16 protein-coding genes are annotated in these 22,386 nt (G+C 68.0%); 7 read left to right on the top strand and 9 right to left on the bottom strand.

Annotated elements, in window-relative coordinates:
• Positions 1-193: 193 nt before the first annotated feature.
• The 3 genes from SB4_RS04845 to SB4_RS04855 form a co-directional block, all read right to left on the bottom strand.
• Complete coding sequence (locus SB4_RS04845; RefSeq protein ID WP_058751646.1) at positions 194-1,195, bottom strand: FecR family protein; 1,002 nt, start codon at positions 1,193-1,195, stop codon at positions 194-196.
• Positions 1,188-1,694: a sigma-70 family RNA polymerase sigma factor gene (locus SB4_RS04850; RefSeq protein ID WP_058751647.1), complete on the bottom strand. Its 507-nt coding sequence runs from the start codon at positions 1,692-1,694 to the stop codon at positions 1,188-1,190. The genes SB4_RS04845 and SB4_RS04850 overlap by 8 nt, the downstream gene beginning before the upstream one ends.
• Before the next feature lie 146 nt (positions 1,695-1,840).
• The gene (locus SB4_RS04855) at positions 1,841-4,552 is read right to left on the bottom strand and encodes a TonB-dependent receptor (RefSeq protein WP_058751648.1); all 2,712 of its coding nucleotides are present in this window, start codon (positions 4,550-4,552) and stop codon (positions 1,841-1,843) included.
• 258 nt (positions 4,553-4,810) lie between these two features.
• Between SB4_RS04855 and SB4_RS04860 the strand changes: the two genes are divergently transcribed.
• Positions 4,811-5,539: an acid phosphatase gene (locus SB4_RS04860; RefSeq protein WP_241488487.1), complete on the top strand. Its 729-nt coding sequence runs from the start codon at positions 4,811-4,813 to the stop codon at positions 5,537-5,539.
• Here the strand turns inward: SB4_RS04860 and SB4_RS04865 are convergent.
• A complete protein-coding gene (locus SB4_RS04865; RefSeq protein WP_153006072.1) occupies positions 5,517-8,225 on the bottom strand; it encodes a TonB-dependent receptor in 2,709 nt (902 codons plus the stop codon). The genes SB4_RS04860 and SB4_RS04865 overlap by 23 nt on opposite strands.
• A 161-nt stretch (positions 8,226-8,386) precedes the next feature.
• Here SB4_RS04865 and SB4_RS04870 point away from each other — a divergent pair, with 161 nt between their 5' ends.
• From SB4_RS04870 to SB4_RS04885, 4 genes are read left to right on the top strand one after another with little or no spacing between them, the layout of a single operon-like run.
• Positions 8,387-11,974, top strand: coding sequence for a hydantoinase B/oxoprolinase family protein (locus SB4_RS04870; RefSeq protein ID WP_058751651.1), 3,588 nt, complete (start codon positions 8,387-8,389; stop codon positions 11,972-11,974).
• The gene (locus SB4_RS04875; RefSeq protein ID WP_058751652.1) at positions 11,974-12,639 is read left to right on the top strand and encodes a DUF969 domain-containing protein; all 666 of its coding nucleotides are present in this window, start codon (positions 11,974-11,976) and stop codon (positions 12,637-12,639) included. Before SB4_RS04870 ends, SB4_RS04875 begins: the two co-directional genes overlap by 1 nt.
• Positions 12,636-13,541: a DUF979 domain-containing protein gene (locus tag SB4_RS04880; RefSeq protein WP_058751653.1), complete on the top strand. Its 906-nt coding sequence runs from the start codon at positions 12,636-12,638 to the stop codon at positions 13,539-13,541. The genes SB4_RS04875 and SB4_RS04880 overlap by 4 nt, the downstream gene beginning before the upstream one ends.
• Complete coding sequence (locus SB4_RS04885) at positions 13,538-14,530, top strand: DUF2891 domain-containing protein (protein ID WP_058751654.1); 993 nt, start codon at positions 13,538-13,540, stop codon at positions 14,528-14,530. The genes SB4_RS04880 and SB4_RS04885 overlap by 4 nt, the downstream gene beginning before the upstream one ends.
• Here SB4_RS04885 and SB4_RS04890 read toward each other — a convergent pair.
• The 3 genes from SB4_RS04890 to glpD form a co-directional block, all read right to left on the bottom strand.
• Entirely contained in the window at positions 14,527-15,279 is a 753-nt protein-coding gene (locus SB4_RS04890) for a FadR/GntR family transcriptional regulator (protein WP_058718307.1), read from the bottom strand. The two genes, SB4_RS04885 and SB4_RS04890, sit on opposite strands and share 4 nt — an antisense overlap.
• Before the next feature lie 71 nt (positions 15,280-15,350).
• Entirely contained in the window at positions 15,351-16,142 is a 792-nt protein-coding gene (locus SB4_RS04895; protein ID WP_058751655.1) for a DeoR/GlpR family DNA-binding transcription regulator, read from the bottom strand.
• Positions 16,139-17,644 (bottom strand): glycerol-3-phosphate dehydrogenase, encoded by a 1,506-nt coding sequence (gene glpD, locus SB4_RS04900; protein ID WP_058751656.1) that lies wholly within the window; start codon positions 17,642-17,644, stop codon positions 16,139-16,141. Before glpD ends, SB4_RS04895 begins: the two co-directional genes overlap by 4 nt.
• Before the next feature lie 120 nt (positions 17,645-17,764).
• Between glpD and glpK the strand changes: the two genes are divergently transcribed.
• Both glpK and tpiA read left to right on the top strand, forming a co-directional pair.
• A complete protein-coding gene (glpK, locus tag SB4_RS04905) occupies positions 17,765-19,267 on the top strand; it encodes a glycerol kinase GlpK (RefSeq protein ID WP_058751657.1) in 1,503 nt (500 codons plus the stop codon).
• A complete protein-coding gene (gene tpiA, locus SB4_RS04910) occupies positions 19,267-20,031 on the top strand; it encodes a triose-phosphate isomerase (protein ID WP_058751673.1) in 765 nt (254 codons plus the stop codon). Before glpK ends, tpiA begins: the two co-directional genes overlap by 1 nt.
• Here tpiA and SB4_RS04915 read toward each other — a convergent pair.
• Together SB4_RS04915 and SB4_RS04920 are read right to left on the bottom strand one after the other, a co-directional pair.
• Positions 19,975-21,123, bottom strand: coding sequence for a sensor histidine kinase (locus tag SB4_RS04915; RefSeq protein WP_058751658.1), 1,149 nt, complete (start codon positions 21,121-21,123; stop codon positions 19,975-19,977). The two genes, tpiA and SB4_RS04915, sit on opposite strands and share 57 nt — an antisense overlap.
• A complete protein-coding gene (locus SB4_RS04920) occupies positions 21,113-22,324 on the bottom strand; it encodes a sigma-54-dependent transcriptional regulator (RefSeq protein ID WP_058751659.1) in 1,212 nt (403 codons plus the stop codon). The genes SB4_RS04915 and SB4_RS04920 overlap by 11 nt, the downstream gene beginning before the upstream one ends.
• Positions 22,325-22,386 lie beyond the last annotated feature (62 nt).

A 22,386-nucleotide genomic window follows, 5' to 3' on the forward strand; every position in this document is an offset into this window, starting at 1 on the left:
TGTCGGGGAAAGGCGACGCAATTCCAATGTCTTAGCGTGATGAACTTTATGTCACATTGTCGGAAGGGTGCCCCGATCCCCTCGACCAGAGGGCATACAAATATCCAAACTCGGCGGAATCGATCGCGGAAAAGACGAGTCCGAATTGGTATTGCGGGAATTGGCTAAGCCAATTTCTCAGCCCAGACCGAGTTTATCGGATGCGCTGGGTCATTCCGCTGGGGCGCCCCAGCCAAATGGTCATGCCATCATCGGTTACGGGCAGATCGAACAGCGCGCCAATGAGCGTCAGGCTTTCGACAGGGCGATCCAGTCGAAAACGCCCGTTGAAGCTCTGCTGTGCAAGGGCGGGGTCGGTCAACCGGATCGGTCGCGCACTGTAGCGACCCAGTCGAGCAACGGCATCACCAAGGCGAATGGAATCGCCGCTCAGCCAGCGGTCCTGCCATCCCTGATAGGAAGCGATATCGAAGGCATGGACGGAGATGTGTCCCGCACCCGACTCCGCCCAATGCCCGGCGGTGACGACGACGGCGGGCTGACCCGGAACGGTCAGGCGCACCCGGCCACGATAGACACGCAACTCGCTGTGGTCCGCGCCGCGATCGACGCTGAAATTGGTGCCGAGCGCGACCATCTGACCCTCCGGCGTCGACACGGCGAAGGGGCGAGTGGTGTCGTGCCGTACCTCGAATCGCGCCGCACCACTTTGGAGCGTCAACTCGCGAGCGTGGCCCGAAAAGGCGATGGCGACGCGAGAGGCGGCGTCCAGCGTCATGGCCGACCCATCGGGCAGTGCGACTTGGCGCTGCTGGCCGGTGGTTGAGGCATAGACACGCTCGACGGACGGCTCGCCGGTCGTGGCGAGGTGCCAGACGAACGGCGTCGCGACACCCGCTGCCAGCGCCGCCGCCAGACCCACCGCGATACGCCGCCGGGTCGGCCCGGCGATCGCACGCGTCCAGCGACGCGATTGATGCCGTGGCAGAGCGACCGCAGGGGGCCGTTCCGCTTGCTCGACCGCTGCAAACAGCGCCGGGTCGCCGAGCAGTCGCACCATGCGTGACAACGCGTCCCGGTGCGCGGGCGAGCGGTTCAGCCATTCGCGCAACTCCTCGCGCGCTTCGGGTGACAGCGTGTCGAGGCGGTCGGCCCAGTCGGCGGCTTCTTCCAGCAACGCGGCGGGATCAGTCATGGCGACGCGCTCCGCGTATAGGCAAGTCGTCGATGCATCCATCCAGGTCGATCATCGCGCGGACCAGATGTTTCTTCACCGCCTCGATGCTCAGGCCCATTTCCTCGGCGATCTGCTGGCGGGACTTGCCCTCGATATGCCGCTCGACAAAGACAGCGCGGCGCTGGGCGGGCAGGCGGGACAGGGCGGTCTGGAACCGGTCGAACCGCTGGCGATAGTCGAGGATCTGGTCGGCCAATGGCAGCGCGCAGGCGATCTCGGGATCGACCGGGCCGACTTCCTCGGCTGTCCGCCGCCCGCGATTGTGGATGACCGAGTCCGCCACGCGAAAGGCATAGGCGAGCGGTTGTTCGATCACCTGTCTGCCTTCCTGCTCGATCACTCGCATGATCGCTTCCTGCACGATATCCTCCGCCTGTTCGGGTTCGCGAATGCGTTTGCGGACATAGGTCAGCAGGCGCGTCCGCCCCTCGACCGCCCAGGCGATCGGATCGCTCATTCGGTGTCGTTCAGGAAGAGCCGGTTGCAGGGCATCCGGGGACAATCCTCAGTAAAAAAGATCCGCGCCGCACCCGTCGGGGTACGGCGCGGCAGATCCAGATACTCAGGCGGCAGCAGGTATCAAGGTCATTCAGACGGTGCGGATCAGAAGGTGACCCGCACACCACCCAGCAGCGTCGTGCCCGAACGGGTCACGACATAGAGCCGCTTGGTGCTGTTCGAATATTGCTTCTCGCGCTGGTTGGTCAGGTTGATGCCGTTGAGCGTCAGCTGGACGTTCTTCGTGACCGAATAATGCGCCGACATATCGACATAGACCGTGCCCTCGAACCCGGTCACGTCCTGGTCCGGACCCAGCGAGGTCAGCACTGGCGAGGCGCTGAAGATATAGCCGCTGCGGTAATTGGCCGAGACACGGGCGTCGAACGCCTTGTCCTGGTAATAGAGGGTGGCGTTGGCGTTATACTTGCTCAGCCCCTCCAGCGTGGTCGGGATGCTGCCCTGGTAGATCTTGGAATAATCCAGCCGCGAGTCGACATAGGTGAAGTTCACCGCCGTGCCCAGCCGGTCGAAGGGGGCGGGCAGGAACTTGAAGTCGGTCTGGCCGGACAGCTCGATGCCGAACAAATTGGTCTTGGCCAGGTTGACGGGGCGCGAATAGCTGTCGACCACGGTCGAACCGGTGACGCCCGGATAGACATTGTCAGGCAGGCCCGTCTGCGAATAGGGCACGTTGTTGATCGTCTGGGTCGAGATGTATCCGTCCAGCGTCTTGTAGAACAGTGCGCCTGCGACATAGCCGACCGAGCCGAAATAATATTCGGTCGAAATGTCGAAGTCGGTCGATTTGTAGGGGCGCAGGTTCGGGTTGCCGATCGACACGGTGACATTGCCATTGTCGTTGGTGACTGAGCCATTGACCGCCAGCGCGCCCAGCGCCGGGCGATTGATGTTCTTCGACGCGGCGAAGCGCACCATCAGGCCGGGGTTCAGCTCGAAGATGAAATTGGCGGCGGGCAGCACGCCTTCATATTCGCCGCGCACGGTGACGGGGCCGACATTGGCCGTGCCCTGCGACGTCACGGTCGTGCGGTAATAGCGTGCGCCGATATTGCCGCGGAACGGCACGCCGCCCAGCATGTGGTTCCAGTCATATTGCGCAAAGGCCGCGCCGGTCCGCTCCTCGACCGCGAACACGCCGAGCGGATTAGTCAGATATTGCGACCGGTTGATGGCCAGCGTCTGGAGCATCTTGGGGAAGTCGACGATCGTCCAGGACTGGCCGCTATAGCCGTTATAGGTCTTGGCATAGGCGCTGGGGTTGGCGTTGACCTTGCCCGATACGAAGCCGCTGGTCCCGATATTGTCGGCTTCGGCGTAATAGCCGCTATTGGCGAAGCGCCGCCATTCGCCACCGACGCTGATCGTATCGTCGGACGAGACCTTATAGTCGAAGCGCCCCTTGACATTGTCGAACGCCGAATCCTGGTACGTGTTGTTCACGTACAGCCGTTTGGCGTGCCAGAAATTGGGGTCGGTGGTGTTGAACTTGTAGGTGTTGACCAGTGAATAGGTGCCGCCGCGATAGTCGGAGATGACGTCGCCGAACCCTTCCAGCGTGAACTTGTCGTTGACCGGCATGTCATAGCGCGACCGCTCGACCCCGCCCAGCCAGGTGAAGGTCAGCCCGTCGACGAGTTCGGCATCGCCGCTGAGAACTGCCTGCTTGAAGACGTTCTTGGTGTTCTGGATACGCGTCTCGGTCGAGGCCTTGCCGCCCGACACGTCGAGATAGGTCACTTCGTTACGGTCGTTCCACTGGATCGCGTTGACGCGCGAGTTCGGATAGACGGTGCCCGCAAAGGTCTCGCCGCCGCCGAGCCAGGTCGAGCTGCCGCCGCCGCGCGAGGCGAGGTGGGTCTCGAACCGGTCGCCCTTGAACTGGCCGTACAGCCCGTCGAGCGTCACATGAACCTTGTCGGTCGGTGCCCATTGCACCGAGGTCGTCAGTCCGATCCGCTCCTGCTTGCTGTCCCACACCGACAGGCGGTTGCCGCGCGCGAACAGCAGGTCGCCGGAGTTGATCTTGGCCTGCTCGGCAGCAGTCAGTGCGCTGATGTTGCTGCCATTGGCCTTGTTGCGGCGCCAGCGATAGGTGTCGAAACCCTCTTCGCGGGTGTTGCGGCGGCTATAGGCGCCCGACACCAAAATGCCGAAATTGCCCCAGTTCTTGGAGATCAGGCCGGTCAGGCGCGGCTGGAAATCGCGGGTCAGCGTGTTGGTGCCGCCCTGCGCGGACAGCGCGATCTTGGTGCCCTTGTAATCGAAGGGGCGCGCGGTGAAGAGGCCGACGGTGCCCGCCAGACCGCCTTCGGTCTGCTGCGCCTGATACGACTTCTCGACATCGACATGGTTGAACAGTTCGGCGGCGAACAGGTTGAAGTCGAAGGCGCGGTCACGCGTCGTCTGGCCGCGGCTGTCCTGCGGCGAATCGACATTACCCAGCACTTCCATGCCGTTCAGCTGCACGCGGGTGAAATCGGGGCCCAGACCGCGCAGGGAGATGCGGCGCCCCTCGCCAGCCTCGCGGTTGATCGCGACGCCGGGCAGGCGCTGCAGCGCTTCGGCCAGGTTCAGGTCGGGAAAGGCGGCGATGTCGGATGCGGCGATCGAGTCCTTGATGATCGTCGCATCCCGCTTGGAATTGCGCGCCTGCGCCAGACTGGTGCGATAGCCGGTCACGACGACTTCGCCGCCCGTATCGGCCGCCGCGCTCGTGTCCTGTTCCTGCGCCCAAACCGGTTGCGCAACACACAGCGCGCTCGACGCCAGCAAGAGCGTCCGCTTGATACCCATCACGAAAATTCCCCCACGACAAAAAACATGTCACTCGCCCGGCCAAACGGACGATTGCGGGGAAGACGGGCGCGGCCGACAAACGGGGACAAGGAAATTTGTAAAAGTTTTAAGACATTTATGGCGTTTTTGTTACTGTCTCCCCGATGTCGCGGCGGCGCCATAAATATCGCAGGACATTGTCCCCGAAAGCGGGCAGATGATGTCTTCGTTAAGAACGATCGTTTCTTGGGTGGGATCAACAGGATGGCCGGGGTGATGCGGGGATGGGGGCTGGCGGCGGCGGTCGGCTTGATGGTGGTGTCGCCTTCCGGGGCCATGGGCAAGGACAGGCAGGGCTATCTGGCCGCTGGCGAGGGCGTTAACCTCGCGACCATCCTGCCGGGTCCGCCGACGCCGGGTTCGCCGCGGGCGCTGGCCGATGCACGGGCATTTCGCGACAGCCGGGCCCTGCGCGGCATGGCGCGGTGGCAACAAGCGACGGCGGACGTGTCGAGCGACCTGGGCGCGCGCTTCGCCGATGCGCTGGGCTTCCGGCCCGACTGGACCAAGTTGCCGCTGACCCGCGCACTGCTGGCGCGGTTCGACGCGGATCGCTCGGCGGCGATCGGCGCGGCCAAGGCGCATTGGCAATCGCCGCGCCCTTTTATCGGCAGCGACCTGCCCATTTGCGAGCCGCGCACGCCGGGTCTGATCGCCAATGGTGATTATCCCTCGGGCCACACCGCCCATGGCTGGGGTTTTGCGCTGATCATGGCCGAGTTGCTGCCCGACCGGGCGAGCGCGATCCTGGCGCGGGGGCGCGACTATGGCGACAGCCGCTGGATCTGCGGCTCGCACAGCCAGAGCGCGGTCGAGGGCGGCTATATGGCGGCCAGCGCGGTCTTCGCGCGCGAACATGGCAATGCCGCCTTCCGTCGCGACATGGCCGCTGCGGCCGACGAACTGGCCCGTTACCGCGCTCCTAAAACCGCCAGTCCGCGCTGAGGCTGACGACGCGGCCCTGCTGCGCGCGGACGGTGACGATGCCGTCCGTGTTGCCCGCCCGGACCTCGCCTCCCACGGCATCGCCCTGCATGATGGCGATCCGGTCGAACAGGTTGGTCGCGCGCAACTGCACCGTCAGGGCCGGGCTCGCGGCCCAGCGCGCGCCCAGCCCGACTATCGCGAAGCCGGGAAAGGCCAGGCTGTTGGCGTCGTCGGCATAGCGTCGTCCCATCGCCGAGACATCGCCGTCGATCGTGAGGTCAGTGCCGGGCAGGGCGGCGCTGGCCGACAGGCTTGCCATCAGCCGGGGCACGCGACGGGGCATGTTGCCGCTGAGATCGGTGACGACGGGCAGGCCGCCGCTGAGGCTGGTCACGCGATAGGATTGCAGCCTGGGGTCCTGTACGGTCACCGTCCCGCGCAGCGATACGCCGGATAGTGGCGCGGCATGGGCGGTGAGTTCCAGGCCCAGCGTGCGTGCGACGGCATTGCGCTCACCCACCCGCACCGCACCGGTGACGGGATCGAGCGACAGATCGGGCAGCGCGATATCGGGAAAGCGGCTGGCGAAGACGGTTGCGTCCAAGCCCCATCGATCCCGTCGCCAGATCAGGCCCAGCTCGGCCTGCTCGATGGTCAGCGCGCGCGCCGGGTCGCCGCCACCGACGCGGAACACACCCGGATCGGGCAGCCGCATCGCGTGGGTCATGCGCGCGAACAGCCCGGTCTCCGGGCTGGCGCGCCAGTGGAGCGCCAGCGTGGCAGCGGTTCGGGCGATCGGCTGGCGATAGGCGTCCCACTGCCCGGACCCGACCATGATCCGATCGTCGGCCAACGTCGTCGGGTCGCCGCCGTCGCGCGTCGCCGGCCGCTCGACTTGCGCCGATAGAAGCGCGCGTTCGTGACGCAGGCCCCAGTCGATCCGCCAATCCCTTGCCACTTGCCACTCATCGGCGGCGTAAAGCGCGACCAGATGCTGATGCCCGATCATCGCCTCATAGGTCGATCCGCCGTTGATCAGGCCTTGATCGGTCAGTCGTCCCAGCATTCGCCCGGCGGCGTCCAGCGCCGACAGGTCCAGCCGCCGCCCCTGCTCGCGCGCTTCGACCAGCACGCGCGCCACGGCCCGGCGAAAGTCCCAGCGATAGCCGACGGCATACACGCCGAGCGTCAGGTCATGGCGTCCCGCGGCCTCCAGCTGCCGTGCATAGGACAGGTCGACAATCCCTTCGGATAGGTGCGTGTCCGCGGCGACCGGGTTGAGCGCGATGACCAAGCTATTTCCGGGAAGGGCCGCGAAAGCGCTGCCGTCGCTCGCATGGGTGAGGACGACGTGCGCCGTGTCCGGATAGGCGGCGGTCAGGCGGGGCATCGCGTCCGCCAGTGCCTGCGCGGCGGGGACGGCATTGCCCGAGGAGGACAGGGCATAACGCTCGGTCCGCGAGGTCCGGACATGCGCGCGCACCGTCAGCAGGCCGTCCGCGATCGGCTGGCTCAAAGCCAGCGACGGCATGCCCATCCGATTATGGTTGTTGCGCCCCAGCGGTCGCTCGCCCAACGCGGCGAAGCGCAGGCTGGTCAGTTCCGGCCCGAAAAAGCTGCCGCGCCGGGGATCGAAGCCGGGCAGCGGCATGATCCGGCCATGTGCGACCCGCATCGGCACCGACGAGACGTTGAGCGTGTCGTCGGCCAGCGCGTGGATGGCGAGCGTCAGCAGACCGCCACCGGGCAGATCATGGTCGAGCCGCACCCGCATCTGCCCGCCCCCCAGCGTCGAGGCGATGCGCCGCACCGTCGGGTCCCGCACGACCGCGCCGCCCGCGATCAGTCGCCAGCCAGGGGCGACGGGTCCGGTCGCGTAGCCCTCCCACCGCGCCAGGCCATAGTCGGTGGTCGTCATCCGCATCGCCCCGCCAGACCGGCCGCCGGGAGCCCGCGTGCGCAGGTTGAGCACACCACCGGGCGCATTGCTCGCAAAGATGGCGGAGGGGCCGCCGCGCACATAATCGGCACTCTCGATCATCAGGTCGGGGCGGACGAACTGGTCGATATCGGTCCAGGCCAGCGTGTCATGCTGCACCGGCAACCCGTCCTCCTGCACGGCGATCGCCTGATATCCGTCCAGTGGAATACCGCGCACCCGGATGGTATTGGCCGACGCCCCGGCCGAACTGTCGACCCACAGGCCGGGCAGGCCGGACAGCAGCTCCGCCAGGCTTTGCGGCGGTCGCCGGGCGAGTTCGACGCCATCGAGATGCGAGGCGGAATAGCTGCGCTCCAACTCGCCCTGTATGGTCGTGCCCCGGCGGCCGGTGACGATCACGTCCGGGCCGGTCACGGGATCGACCGGCGGGGCGGGTGCGAGCCGGTGCACCGGGGGCGGGTCTCGACGCGGTATCGGCCCGGCGGCGCGCACCACGATGCCGCCCGCGATCCGACGACAGGAAAGACCCGCCGGACGGCACCAGCGAGCGAGCGCGCTCGACAGGCGCATCCGTCCCTTCAGCGCGGGCGCGGTCCGTCCCGCCAGATCGCCGGGACGCGCGACCACGGCCTGGCCCGCCTGCCGCGCCAGCCGGTCCAGCCCCGCAGCGACGGGCCCGGGGGGAAGATCGATGGACAGGAGGGGATCGGCCTGCGTCGTCATCAGCGCCCCGATCAGCGCCGTCGCCACCAGCATCGTCATGACCACCCGCCCGGTGGGCCGAAAATCATTCGCTCGCTGCTGCCCCCGCCATCACCAAAGTCCGTCCCCGCCGCCGTGCCGATAGGTGGCAATTATGTAGGGCGCATGTCAGTGGCAAAGATCGTTTCCGATGGTACGAACGGCGGCGACGGAGGAACGACATGCAGGAACCGGTGGCGCAGTGGCAATTCTGGATCGACCGTGGCGGCACCTTCACCGATGTCGTCGCGCGGCGGCCGGACGGCACGCTCGTCACGACCAAGCTGCTGTCCGAAGATCCCGAGCGCCGTTATGACGCGGCCGAGGCGGCGATCCGGCAGTTGACCGGCGTGGGCGACGGGCCGTTGCCGCATTGTGCGATCCGCATCGGCACGACCATTGCGACCAATGCCCTGCTGGAGCGGCAGGGCGAGCCGGTGTTGCTGGCGATCACGCGCGGGTTCGGCGATGCGCTGACCATCGGTTATCAGGACCGACCCGACATCTTCGCGCGTGACATCCGCCGCCCGGCGCCGCTGTTCGCCGAGGTGGTCGAGATCGACGAGCGGGTGGCGGAGGACGGCAGCGTCCTGACCCCGCTAGACCGCGACGGCGCTGCGGCGGCCTTTGCCCAAGCCTATGCCCGGGGTTTGCGCTCGATCGCGATCGTCCTGATGCATGGGTGGAAGCATCAGGCGCACGAGCTGGCCCTGGTCGGACTGGCCGAGGCGGCGGGCTTTACCCAGATTTCGGTCAGCCACCGCACCGCGCCGCTGATCCGCCTGGTCGCGCGCGGCGACACCACGTTGGCGGACGCCTATCTGTCGCCGGTGTTGCGGCGTTATGTCCGGGGGCTGGAGGCCGGGCTGGGCGGTGCGGCGGACGGCGGCCTGCTGTTCATGCAGTCGAGCGGCGGGCTGGTCGCGGGCGAGCATTTCCATGGCAAGGACGCGCTGCTGTCCGGCCCGGCAGGCGGGATCGTCGGCATGGCCCGGACGGCGCACGGGGCCGGGTTCGACCGGATCATCGGGTTCGACATGGGCGGCACCTCGACCGACGTCTCGCTCTATGCCGGGCAGTATGACCGGCGCTCCGACGCGGTGCTGGCGGGGGTGCGCGTCGCGGTGCCGATGATGCGGATCGATACGGTGGCGGCGGGCGGCGGATCGATCTGCCACTTCGATGGCGGGCGGTTGCTCGTCGGCCCGGCCTCGGCGGGGGCGGAGCCGGGCCCGGCCTGCTATCGGCGTGGCGGGCCGCTGACCGTTACCGACTGCAACATGATCCTGGGCAAGATCCAGCCGGAGCATTTTCCCGCGCTGTTTGGTCCCAATCGCGACCTGCCGCCTGACCGCGCGGCGGCGGTGCGGGCGCTCGACGCGCTGCTGGACGAGGTGGCGGCGGCGAGCGGCGAGCGGCTGGACGCGATGGGGGCGGCCGAGGGGCTGGTCGCCATCGCGGTCGCCAATATGGCGCGGGCGATCCGCGCGGTGTCGGTCGCACGGGGTGAGGACCCGGCCTCTTATGCGCTCGCCTGTTTCGGTGGGGCGGGTGGCCAGCATGCCTGTCTGGTCGCCGATGCGCTGGGCATGGAGCGGGTGCTGATCCATCCGCTGGCGGGAGTGTTGTCGGCGGTCGGCATCGGCCTGGCGGATCGCAGCGTGGTGCGCGAGGCGACGGTCGCGCTGCCGCTGGGCGACGACGCACTGACGCCCGCGCTGGCGACATTGCAGGACGAGGCGAAGGCCGGGCTGGCCGAGCAGGGCGTCGACCCGGCCACGATCCGTTTCGCCGTGCTGGCGCAGCTGCGCTATGCCCGCAACGACCAGACGATCGCCGTCACTTGGGGGCGCCCGGAGACGATGGCGCAGGATTTCGCGACCGCGCATCACCAGCGCTTTGGCTTTGTCGGCGACGACAGGCTGGTGGTCGAGCAGCTTCGCGTCGAGGCGATCGCCGGGGATGCGGCACAGGCGCTTCCCACGCCCGCTTTGCCCGATCGATCCGCCGAGCCGATCGACCGGGTCGCCATGTATCTGGCGGGCGAGCGACACGATGTGCCCGTTTACCGGCGCGAGGGGCTGGCGGCGGCGACGGTGCTGTCGGGTCCGGCGCTGATCATCGATCCGGTGTCGACCGTGGTGGTCGAGCCCGACTGGCAGGCGCGGGTGCTGGCGGAGGGGACGCTGTTGCTCGAACGCGTCGGTGCGCGGCGCGAGCAGGCGGCGGAGGAGGCGGTCGATCCCGTCCGGCTGGAAATCTTCGCCGGTCTGTTCATGGGCATCGCCGAGGAGATGGGCGCGGCGCTGCAACGCAGTGCGGCCTCGGTCAACATCCGCGAGCGACTGGATTTCTCCTGCGCGCTGTTCGATGCGGACGGGGGGCTGGTCGCCAATGCGCCGCATATCCCGGTGCATCTGGGATCGATGGGCGAGAGCATCCGTACCGTCATCCGCGCGCGGAGCGGCGCGATGCGCGAGGGGCAGGTCCATGCGCTGAACGATCCCTATCGCGGCGGCACGCACCTGCCCGACATTACCGTCATCATGCCGGTCTTTGCGGGGGGTGAGACGCCCGCCTTCTTCGTGGCGGCGCGCGGGCATCATGCCGACGTCGGCGGCACCACGCCCGGCTCGATGCCGCCCGACAGCAAAACGCTGGCCGATGAAGGCGTGGTGTTCGACGATGTGCTGATCGTCGAGGACGGCGCGATGCGGGAGGCGGCGATCCGCGACCTCCTCGCCAGCGGTCCCTGGCCCGCCCGGAACATAGACCAGAATATCGCCGATCTGGCGGCTCAGGTCGCGGCGTGCGCGCGGGGCGCGGAGGGGCTTCGCCAACTGGCGGCGCAACAGGGGCAGGGCGTGGTCACGCGCTACATGGCGCATGTCCAGGCCCATGCCGAGGCGATGGCGCGGCGGATGATTGCCACCCTGTCGGACGGCACCTTCCGCTATGCGCTAGACGACGGCGCGGTGGTCGCGGTGCGGGTGACGATCGATGCGGTGCGCGGTCATGCGACCATCGACTTTACCGGCACCAGCGAACAGCGGCCGACCAATTTCAATGCGCCGCTGGCGGTGACGCGCGCCGCCGTCCTCTATGTCCTGCGGCTGCTGGTCGACGAGGCGGTGCCGCTGAACGAAGGGTTCCTGCGCCCCGTCACGCTGATCGTGCCCGAAGGCTCGATGCTCAACCCGCATTTCCCCGCCGCCGTGGTCGCGGGCAATGTCGAGGTGAGCCAGGTCGTCACCGACGCGCTGCTGGGCGCGCTGGGCGCGATGGCGGGGAGCCAGGGGACGATGAACAATCTGACCTTCGGCGACGACAGCTATCAATATTATGAGACGATCGCGGGCGGCGCGGGAGCGGGGCCGGACCATGACGGGGCCGACGCGATCCAGACGCATATGACCAACAGCCGGTTGACCGACCCCGAAGTGCTGGAAACCCGCTACCCGGTGCTGGTCGAGCAGTTCGCGATCCGGCGTGGTTCGGGCGGGGCGGGCACCCACCGGGGCGGCGACGGGACCCACCGCCGGATACGTTTCCTGCAACCGTTGCGCGCCGCGATCCTCAGCAATCGCCGCGTCGTGCCGCCCTTTGGCCTGAACGGTGGGGGTGCCGGACAGGCTGGGCGCAACCGGGTCGAGCGGGCGGATGGCGCGTCGCAGGATCTCGCCTCCACCGCCGGGATCGAGATGGAGACCGGCGACGTGCTGGTCATCGAAACGCCGGGCGGCGGCGGTTACGGGGCGGAGGAACGCTGATGTGGGTGCTCGCCGGGATCGTCGTCATCGCGGGCGGGTTCCTGCTCCGCTTCAACCCGTTGCTAGTCATCATCGCCTCCGCGCTCGTCACCGGGCTGGCGGCGGGGCTCGACCCGGTGAAGATCCTGGCGACCTTCGGCCATGCGTTTAACGAGACGCGCTACGTCACGGCCATCTATATGGTCCTGCCGGTCATCGGACTGCTAGAGCGACGGGGGCTTCAGGCCCGCGCCCGCGCGCTGGTGGCGGGGTTGCACGGCGCGACGGCGGGCCGGCTGCTCACCGGCTATCTGCTGTTCCGGCAGGTGACGGCGGCGCTGGGCCTGACGTCCGTCGCGGGACCGGCGCAGACCGTGCGCCCCTTGCTCGCGCCGATGGCGGAGGCGGCCGCCGAGCGGCAGGGCGGGGCGGTCGAGGACGCAGATCGGGTCAAGGCGATGGCGGCGGCAACCGACACGGTCGGCCTGTTCTTCGGCGAGGATATCTTCCTCGCGGTCGGGTCGATCCTCCTGATGAAGGGCGTGCTGGAGGGCTATGGCATCATGCTGGAGCCGTTCCAGTTGTCCGTCTGGGCGATCCCGACCGCCATCGCGGCCTTCGTGATCCATGGCTTCCGACTTTGGCTTTTCGACCGGCGACTGTCGGCGCGGGGGGCAGAGCGATGATCGGGCTGAACCTGGTCTATGCGGTTGCGGGACTGGTATTCGCGGTCTTTGCGCTGTTATCGCTCAAGGACCGACGCTGGGCCAATGGTGTCTTCTTCGCGCTGATCGCCTTGTCCTTTTTCGCCGGAGACCGGTTGGGCGATGTCGGCAACGGTGTGCTGGTGCTGGCCTTGGTCGGCATCGCCGCCTCGGGGCGGATGCGTCGCGCCGCCCCTGTCGAACCGGCGGAGGAGTGCTATGGGGCCAAGGTCTTCGTGCCCGCGCTGATCATCCCGGTGGTCGCGCTGGTCGGGACGCTGGCGTTCAAGCAGGTGCCGACATGGGTCGATCTCAAACAGGCGACGCTCGTCGCGCTGACGCTGGGGACGATCGTGGCGCTGCTGCTGTGCGGGGTGCTGCTTCGGGCAAGGGCGGGCGAGCCCTTCGTGGCGGGGCGCGGGTTGATCGACGATATCGGCTGGGTCCTGGTGATGCCGCAGATGCTGGCGAGCCTGGGCGCGGTGTTTGCGCTGGCGGGGGTCGGTGCGGTCGTGGGTGGGCTGATCGGCGCGGTGATCCCGGCGGGCAGCGTCATCGGCGCGGTGCTGGCCTATGCGCTGGGCATGGCGTTGTTCACCATCGTCATGGGCAATGCCTTTGCCGCCTTCCCAGTGATGGCAGCGGCGGTCGGCGTGCCGATCCTGATCCGCCAGATGGGCGCGGACCCTGCCATCGTCGCGGCGGTGGGTATGCTGGCGGGGTTTTGCGGGACGCTAATGACGCCGATGGCGGCTAACTTCAACCTGCTGCCCGCCGCGCTTCTTGGCTTGAAGGACAAATATGGCGTTATCCGCGCACAGATGCCGACCGCCTTGCCGCTGCTCGCCTTCAACATCCTGTTGCTTTACGGAATGATCGCATGACCGGAATGGACCGCGCCACCGCCCAGCGTTTTGCCACCATGACGCTAGGTCATGTCGGGCGCGAATATCCCAATTGCCTGATCCACGTCTTGAACGGGCCGGAGGATGCGCGCACCCCGTCCGAACTGCATCCGATTTTCTATGGCAGCTTCGACTGGCATAGCTGCGTCCATGGCTGGTGGCAGTTGTTGCGCCTGATCCGCCTTTATCCCGATCTCGACGCCGCCGCCGCCATCCGCGCGCGGGCCGACGCGATGTTCACGGCCGAGAAGGTCGCGGGCGAAATGGCCTATCTGGAGCGACCGAGCGCGGGCGGGTTTGAGCGGCCCTATGGCTGGGCCTGGATGCTGGCGCTGCATGACGAGGCGAGCCGCCATGACGCCGCTTGGGCAGAGACGCTGGAGCCGATGGCGCGGTTCTTTGCAGGCCGCCTGCACGCGTTCCTGCCGCGCCTGACCTATCCCTTGCGCGTGGGGACGCATTTCAACACCAGCTTCGCGCTGACCCTGGCCTGGGACTGGGCGGAGACGTGCGACACGGCGTTGCGCGCGCTGATCGCGGAGGCGGTGCAAGGCTGGTTCGCGCACGATCGGGACTGCCAGGCGTGGGAACCGGGCGGCGACGATTTCCTGTCGCCCGCCCTGACCGAGGCGCTGGTGATGAGCCGTGTGCTCGACGCGCCCGGCTTTCGCGCCTGGTTCGACGGGTTCCTGCCGCGCGTCGCGATCGGCGAGCCCGTGACGCTCTTCACACCCGCCACGGTGTCGGACCGCAGCGACGGCAAGATCGCGCATCTTGACGGCCTGAACCTCAGCCGCGCCTGGTGCTGGCGGGTGATCGCGGCGAAGCTGGGCCCGGACCACCCGGTCGCCGCCCGCGCCGAAGCGGCGGCGGAGGCGCATCTCGCCGCCAGCCTGCCGCATCTGGGCGATGATTATATGGGCGAGCACTGGCTCGCCACCTTCGCGCTGTTGGCGCTGGAAGGTTAAATCTTCAGATGCGCGGTCCGGTCGCGCTTGGCGGCGAGGGCCTGGCGGACTTCCGCGACGGCGCGGGCTTCGCTAGCGATCAGCAGGCCTTCCAGCGCGGCGGTCAGGTGACGCTGCATCGCGACGCGCGCCGCAACCGCATCGCCGGAGCGCAGAGCCTCCAGGATCGCGGCGTGATGCTCGACGATCGGGCGCACATCGATCTCGCGCACCTTGGCGTCGAGTAGCACGCTCTCGGCCGAGCGCAGCCGCTGTTCCCATAGACGGTCGATCGTCTCCAGGATCGCACTGTTGCGGGTCGAGCGCGCGATCAGCGTGTGAAAGGCGCGGTCCGCGCGGAAGGCGCCACCGATCGTGTTATTCTCTTCCTCGATCGCATCGACCAGCGTCGCTAGTTCGTCCAGTTCCGCCTCAGTGATCTGGGTCGCCGCCAGCGCTGCCGCTTCGGGCTCGAACAGCAGGCGGGCTTCGGCCACTTCCATCGCCGACACGCCGAAATCGGGCGTCTCGCCCTGGCCGGGCAGCGCCACGACATGCGCGCCCGATCCGATGCGGACTTCGATAAAGCCTTGGACTTCCAGCGCGATCAGCGCCTCGCGTATGACCGGGCGGCTGACGTCGAACCGGGTCGCCAGCTCACGCTCGGCGGGCATGCGTGTGCCGATCGGGTAGCGACCCTCCTGCAACTCGGCGATCAGCGTGCGGGCGAGTTCCCGGTAAAGCCGGTCCTGGGTCGTATTGTTGTCCATCGCGACCCTTATAAGGGCCGAGGCGGGATGCTGGTCAAGCGCCAGTGTCAGACCAATGTCTGTCAGGCCAATTACGACATTCCGTTGCGATCGGTTTCCACGACGGTCGTACCGGCAGCGCGGGCGGCCTGCGCCAGCCGGGTATCGGCCCGATCGGTGACCAGGAAGTCGACATCGCCCATGTCGCCGACGCGGACCGGTGCGGCGCGCTCCAGCTTCGATCCGTCCAGGGCCAGCAGCACCTGGCGGGCGTGGCGGATGATCGTTTGGGACACCCGTACCTCGTCCACGTCGAAGTCGAGGAAGGTCCCATCGGGATCGATCGCCGACGCTCCGATCAGCGCCATGTCGACCTTGAACCCCCGAATGAAGTCCATCGCCAGCGCCCCCACCACCGCGCGGTCGCTGGCGCGCACCCGGCCGCCCGCCGCGATGACCTCGATCGAAGGGCGCCCGCCGAGGATGTCGACGACATTCAGATTGTTGGTGATGACCATCAGGTCGCGGTGGTCGACCAGCGCCCTGGCGATCGCTTCGGTGGTCGAACCGATATTGATGAACAGGCTGGCCCCGTTGGGCACCAGCGCGGCAGCGGCGACCCCGATGGCGGTCTTGGCGGGCGCGGCGACCATGCGCCGCTCGCCATAGGCCAGATTGTCGGTGCCCGAGGTGACGACCGCGCCGCCATGCACACGCGCCAGCATCGACTGACCCGCCAGGATATTCAGGTCCTTGCGGATCGTCTGTGGCGTGACGCCCAGCTTTTCTGCCAGTTCGTCGACACCGACGCTGCCCGTTCGGCGCGCAACCTCGAGGATCGCGGCATGACGCGCGGCGACGATATCGGGCGCGGCAGTCTTCACGCGATGCCCCGTTCTGCCAGATAGCGCGTCAGCCGCTCGGGTGTCTCGGGGGGGACGTGCAGGCCCAGCTTGCTGCGGCGATAGAGAATGTCCTCCGCCGTGCGCGCCCATTCGGCCTTCACCAGATAATCGACCTCGGCCGTGTGCAGGCCGCCACCGAGATCGGGGCCGAGGTCACCGGCCGCCAGCAATTCGTCGACACGCGTGCCGTAAGCGCGGGCCAGGCGAAGCAGCAGCTTGGGCGGCAGGGCCGAGTGCCGAGCGGTCAGCTCGTGCAGGAACCGCTCGAAATCGGCATCCGCGATATCGCCGCCGGGCAGTGTCGCACCCGCCGTCCAGGCCGATCCCGCCTGCGGGAAGAACCGCGCCAGTTCGCGCATCGTGTGCTCGGCCAGCTTGCGATAGGTCGTGATCTTGCCGCCGAAGATGTTCAGCATCGGCGCCTGCGCTTCTCCCTCCGCGCCCGTATCCAGGTCGAGCACATAGTCGCGCGTCACCGCCGAGGCATTGGCAGAATGGTCGTCATAAAGCGGCCGGATGCCCGCATAACTCCACACGATATTCGCTTCCCCGACCTTGCGCGCGAAATAGCGGTTGGCGGTGTCCAGCAGATAGCTGGTCTCCGCTGCGCTGATCGATGCCTTGGCGGGGGCATCGGTCCAAGGTTCGTCGGTGGTGCCGACCAGCGTGAACGCGCCCTCATAGGGAATGGCGAAGACGATGCGACGGTCGTCATTCTGCAGCATGAAGGCATGATCGCCCTCATAGAGACGGGGCACGACGATATGGCTGCCCTTGATCAGGCGCACGCCGCGATCGCGTCGCGCGCCATGCGTCCGCCCGATCACGTCGGCGACCCAGGGGCCTGCCGCATTGACCAGCACCCGCGCCTGGACGCTACGGCTCCGGCCGTTCGCCTCGATGGTCGCGGTCCAGCCATCGCCGTTGCGCTTGGCATCGATCAGCCGGGTACGAGTCTCGATCCGCGCACCGCGCTCGCGCGCGTCCATGGCGTTCAGCACGACCAGGCGGCTGTCCTCCACCCAGCAGTCCGAATAAACGAAAGCCTTGCCCTTTCGCGGCGAAAGCCCTGCGCCGAGCGCCGACTTTTCCAGCGCGACGGTGCGCGTGCCCGGCAGCTTCTCGCGACCGCCCAGATGGTCGTAGAGGAACAGGCCCAGCCGCACCATCCAGGCCGGGCGCGGCGACTGGGTTTGCGGCAGGACGAAGGATAGCGGCCAGATGATGTGCGGCGCCATGTTCAGCAGCCGCTCGCGCTCGATCAGCGCCTCTCGCACCAGGCGAAACTCGCCATATTCCAGATAGCGCAGGCCGCCATGGATCAGCTTGGTCGAGGCGGAGGAGGTGTGGCTGGCGAGGTCATCCTGCTCGACCAGCATTACCGACAGGCCGCGCCCGGCCGCATCGCGCGCGATGCCAGCACCGTTGATGCCGCCGCCGACGATCAGCAGGTCGACCCTCTCCATATCCCGGTTCGTCATCTGGCTTGTCCCTGTTCTCGAACGCCACCCCTGCTATACCATTTCCCGGAAAAACGAAAGCATTGACGTTCGTTTGAAAGCATGTGACCTTTCGCAGCGAAAATAAGGAGAGGGTGAGCGATGGCGTCGCACATTCTGGTGATCGATCAGGGGACGACCTCGACGCGCAGCATCGTCTTCGATGCGCAGGCGCGCCGGGTCGCCATCGCGCAGGCCGAGTTCGCGCAGCATTACCCTGCGCTCGGCTGGGTCGAGCATGACCCGGAGGATATCTGGCGCGATGCGCTGGCCACCGCGCGCAAGGCGATCGAAGAAAGCGGTGTCGCGCCCGCCCACATCGCCGCGATCGGCATCACCAACCAGCGCGAGACGGCGGTCGTCTGGGACCGCGCGACCGGCGAGCCGATCCACCGCGCCATCGTGTGGCAGGACCGTCGCGGTACCGATCTCTGCCAGACGCTGAAGGCCGACGGCGCCGAGGATTTGGTGCGCGAGCGGACCGGCCTGCTGATCGACCCCTATTTCTCCGCGACCAAGCTCGCCTGGCTGCTCGATCACGTTGACGGCGCACGGGCGCGGGCCGAGCGCGGCGAACTGGCGTTCGGGACGATCGACAGCTTCCTGCTCTGGCGGCTGACCGGCGGAGCGGTGCACGCGACCGACATTACCAATGCCAGCCGCACGATGCTGTTCGATATCCATCGCGGGGTATGGGACGAGGAATTGTGCCGATTGCTGCGCGTGCCGATGGCGATGCTGCCGCAGGTGCATGACAATGCGCATGTGTTCGGCACCACCGCCCCCGATCTGTTTGGCGCGGCGATCCCGATCGCGGGCATGGCGGGCGACCAGCAGGCGGCTTTGTTCGGTCAGGCCTGTTTCCGTCACGGCATGGCCAAGTCGACCTATGGCACCGGCTGTTTCATGCTGCTCAACACCGGCGAGACGGCGGTTGCGTCGAAGCACCGGCTGCTGACCACGCCCGCGTATCGGCTGAACGGCAAAACGACATATGCGCTGGAGGGATCGATCTTCGTGGCGGGCGCGGCGGTAAAGTGGTTGCGCGACGGCCTGGGCGTCATCACCCATGCCAGCCAGACCGACGACCTCGCGACCCAGGTGCCCGACAGCCACGGCGTCTACATGGTGCCCGCCTTTGTCGGCATGGGCGCGCCCTATTGGGAGCCGGATGCGCGCGGGGCGATCTACGGCCTGACGCTGGGGGCGAGTGCGGCGCATCTGGCGCGCGCGGCGCTGGAGTCGGTGGCGTACCAGACGATGGACCTCGCCGAGGCGATGAAGGCCGATGCGGGCGAGGGGGCGGCGATCCTGCGCGTCGATGGCGGCATGGCGGCGAATGACTGGCTGTGCCGGTTCCTGTCCAACATGATCCAGACGCCAGTCGAGCGGCCTGCCGACCTGGAGACGACGGCGCGTGGTGCGGCCTTCCATGCCGGGCTGGCGACCGGATTCTGGTCCGGCCTCGACGCACTGGAAAAGCTCTGGTCGCGCGAGGAATGTTTCGAGCCTTCGATGACGGAGGAAGCGCGCGCGCCGCTGGTCGCCGGATGGCGCGATGCGGTGGCGCGGACGCTCGCCAAGCCGGGGGCGACGCCTGCGTGATGCGGCCGATGCTGGTGGGCAATTGGAAGATGAACGGCGACGGCACCTGTCTGCCGTTGATCGCCGCCATTGCGGATGCGGCTGCGCGCTATCCGGGGGTGGAAGTGACGCTGTGCCCGCCTGCGACTTTGCTCGACCGGGCAAGATTGGTGGCCCCGGCGCTGGGGCTGGGGGCGCAGGATTGCCATGCAGAGCGGGACGGTGCGCATACCGGCGACCTGTCGGCGGCGATGTTGCGCGAAGCGGGCGCGGACCTCGTGCTGCTGGGCCATAGCGAGCGGCGGCACGATCATGGCGAGGATGATGCGCTGATCGCCGCGAAGCTTAGCACGGCGCGCGCGGCGGGACTTCGGATATTGCTCTGCGTCGGCGAGACGGCGGCGGATCATGCCGCCGGGCGATCGGTCGCGGTGGTGCGCGAGCAACTGACGCGCTCGCTCGGCGGCGCGGACGGAGAGGGGATCGCCATTGCCTATGAGCCCGTCTGGGCGATCGGCAGCGACCGCGTGCCGGAGCCCGCAGAGGTGGCGGCCATCGCCGATGCGATCCGCGATAGTTTTCCCGGTGAGGCTCCCCGCGTCCTTTACGGCGGATCGGTGACCGCCGAGAACGGCGCGGCCCTGTTCGCGCAAGGCGAGATCGACGGTTTTCTGGTCGGTCGCCAGAGCCTGGACGCGGAGGCCTTCACTGCGATCCTCAAAGCCCTGCTACCGGCCAGCACCGTCCGGCATCGCCATGCGGAAGGTGGTGACGGCGATCGGTAGCAGCGCAATGTCGCCGCCATGCGCCCGCGCGATGCGTCTGGCGAGCGTCAGGCCGACGCCCGACCCTTCGGGCTTGGTGGTGTGAAACGGGCGGAAGATGCGCGCCCGTTCCGGTGCCGGGACGCCGGAGCCGGTATCGGCGACCGACAGGATCAGGCGATCCTCCTCGCGCTCCACCGTCAGCGTGACCAGCGGCGTTACCGCGCCCGTCAGTGCGGCCTCGGCGGCGTTGTGGAGCAGCGCCCAGATCGCTTGCGTCATCTGGTCCCGGTCGCACCGGCCCGTCATGCCCTGGGGCACGATGGTGGATAGCTGGACCCGCCCCTCGAACCGCTGGTCGAACAGGCGCGACAGATCGCCGACCAGCTCGTCCATGGCGACCGGCGTTGGAACCGGATCGGGCAACCGCGCGAGCATCCGATAGGCGCGGGTAAAGCGCTCCAGCCCCTCGATCCGCCGGGTCAACGTCGCCAATATGCCGGGCAGCCGGGCATCGCCCCGCTCCGCCGCGACCTGTGCGCTGTCGGCCAGCGAGACGATCGGCGACAGGCCGTTGAGCAATTCATGGCCCAGGATATCGATCATCTCGTTATCGGCATGAACCTCGGCGGCGCGGCGTTCGGCCTCGATATCGACCAGCAGGACCAGCGACTGGTCGCTCCCCGCGACGCGTTCGATCCGCCAGCTTCGCCCTTCATGGCGCAGGCGGGTTTCGCGCGGATCGTTGAGGGCGGGGGGCGTCGGGCTGAGCCGGTCGTCGGTGGCGAACAGCGTCCGGCTGGCCCGGTTGAGCGCGTGTGCACCGCCGCCGGTGACGCGCAGCAACGGCAACGGGATCTGGTCCAGCAAGGCCGCCAGCGGCGGGCCGTCCGTCGCAGGATCGCGCTCCTCCGACCGCCGCCGAACCGAGAGGTTGCGCGATGCGGCCCAGCAACCGCCGAGCACCAGCCATGCGACACACAGCGTCAGCCCGAGCAGCGTCGCGAACATTCCCCTTTGCCACGCCAGCACCAGCAGCGCGCCGCTGGCCGTCAGGGCGATGCCCGACAGCGCCGCTGCAAGGACCCGGCGGGGGGAAGCCTCAAAGCCCATGCCGCGCCATCCGTCGATAGAGCGCACCCCGGCTGAGCCCCAGCGCCTGTGCCGCCTGGGTGACGTTGTGATGATGCTCGATCAATGCGGCCTCGATCATGCCGCGCTCGCTTTCGTCCAGGTCGAAACTGACGCGGGCGGGCCCCGTGGCCGTCATCGCCGCAACCGGCGCGGGGGCGAGCAGCGCCGCGTCGATCACGCCGTCCTCGCCCAGAAGCAGCGCCCGCTCGATCGCGGCGGCCAGCCCGCGGGCTTCGTCGGGCCACAGCGCATGGGCGAACAGCGCCTCGGCGGCGGCGGTGAAGCGGGGCGGGGGGCGGCCGTGCCGCTGCGCCGCGATCCGGGCGAAGTGCCGCGCGAGCAGGGGTATGTCGGCCCGCCGTTCGGCCAGCGCGGGGGCTGCGATCTCGACCATGGCGATGCGCCGGGCCAGCGCGGGGCTGATCGCGCGGGGCGTGTCGGCGATGGCGATAAAGCGATCCTCGGGCCTCAACCGGTCGAGCAGTCGGGCTTGGGCCACCTCGTCGAGCCGGTCGGGATGGCGCAGCAGAAATGTCGCGCCCGGCCTGCCCTGGTCCAGCCAGTCCCAAGCCAGCGGATCGCGCAGGTCGATGCGGACCATCGCCTGCGCTGCTCCCGGCGAGGCGGCGTGGATCGCGGCGGCGATCAGGCCGCGCCCTGCGCCGGACGGACCGGTCACCACGACGCCCGCCATGGTCGGCCCGATCCGGCGGACCAAGCTGCGCACCCGCTCGATCGCATCGCTGTCGCCCAATAGACGGACAGGCTCGGCGGCAACCTCGGCGGCGGAGATGGCGGTGGGCGCGGGACGGCGCCGAGCCGCGACCTCGATCTTGGCGATCAGCTCGGCATTGCGCCACGGCTTCATCACGAAGTCGCGTGCGCCCGCCTGCATCGCGGCGACAGCGAGCTTGATGCCGCTATGAGCGGTGATGACGATGATGCACGCCCCCGGATCGTCGGCCAGCAGCCGCTCGAGCATCGCCAGTCCCTCAGCCCCGTCGGTCCGCCCGGCGGCATAGTTCAGGTCTAGCAGGATCGCGTCGTAACGCTGCGCCGCCAGCAACGAGAAGCCTTCTTCCGGCCCGCTCGCCACGTCCAGCCGGTGCCCGGCCAGATCGATCGCGATGGCCAGCGATTCGGCGATACGCGGATTGTCGTCGACCAGCAGGATCGCCAAGCGGCTGGAGGGGCTTGACCCGTCCGCCGACCGTCCATTTTCGGACGGTGCGTCCGAACGCG

Source organism: Sphingomonas sanguinis, assembly GCF_001476905.1.
Lineage (GTDB): Bacteria > Pseudomonadota > Alphaproteobacteria > Sphingomonadales > Sphingomonadaceae > Sphingomonas > Sphingomonas sanguinis_B.

Excerpts from the sequence above, each read along its gene's own strand:
- SB4_RS04845 (WP_058751646.1), bottom strand. The coding sequence starts at position 1,195 with ATGACTGATCCCGCCGCGTTGCTGGAAGAAGCCGCCGACTGGGCCGAC.
- SB4_RS04850 (WP_058751647.1), bottom strand. The coding sequence starts at position 1,694 with ATGAGCGATCCGATCGCCTGGGCGGTCGAGGGGCGGACGCGCCTGCTG.
- SB4_RS04855 (WP_058751648.1), bottom strand. The coding sequence starts at position 4,552 with ATGGGTATCAAGCGGACGCTCTTGCTGGCGTCGAGCGCGCTGTGTGTT.
- SB4_RS04860 (WP_241488487.1), top strand. The coding sequence starts at position 4,811 with ATGCGGGGATGGGGGCTGGCGGCGGCGGTCGGCTTGATGGTGGTGTCG.
- SB4_RS04865 (WP_153006072.1), bottom strand. The coding sequence starts at position 8,225 with ATGACGATGCTGGTGGCGACGGCGCTGATCGGGGCGCTGATGACGACG.
- SB4_RS04870 (WP_058751651.1), top strand. The coding sequence starts at position 8,387 with ATGCAGGAACCGGTGGCGCAGTGGCAATTCTGGATCGACCGTGGCGGC.
- SB4_RS04875 (WP_058751652.1), top strand. The coding sequence starts at position 11,974 with ATGTGGGTGCTCGCCGGGATCGTCGTCATCGCGGGCGGGTTCCTGCTC.
- SB4_RS04880 (WP_058751653.1), top strand. The coding sequence starts at position 12,636 with ATGATCGGGCTGAACCTGGTCTATGCGGTTGCGGGACTGGTATTCGCG.
- SB4_RS04885 (WP_058751654.1), top strand. The coding sequence starts at position 13,538 with ATGACCGGAATGGACCGCGCCACCGCCCAGCGTTTTGCCACCATGACG.
- SB4_RS04890 (WP_058718307.1), bottom strand. The coding sequence starts at position 15,279 with ATGGACAACAATACGACCCAGGACCGGCTTTACCGGGAACTCGCCCGC.
- glpD (WP_058751656.1), bottom strand. The coding sequence starts at position 17,644 with ATGACGAACCGGGATATGGAGAGGGTCGACCTGCTGATCGTCGGCGGC.
- glpK (WP_058751657.1), top strand. The coding sequence starts at position 17,765 with ATGGCGTCGCACATTCTGGTGATCGATCAGGGGACGACCTCGACGCGC.
- tpiA (WP_058751673.1), top strand. The coding sequence starts at position 19,267 with ATGCGGCCGATGCTGGTGGGCAATTGGAAGATGAACGGCGACGGCACC.
- SB4_RS04915 (WP_058751658.1), bottom strand. The coding sequence starts at position 21,123 with ATGGGCTTTGAGGCTTCCCCCCGCCGGGTCCTTGCAGCGGCGCTGTCG.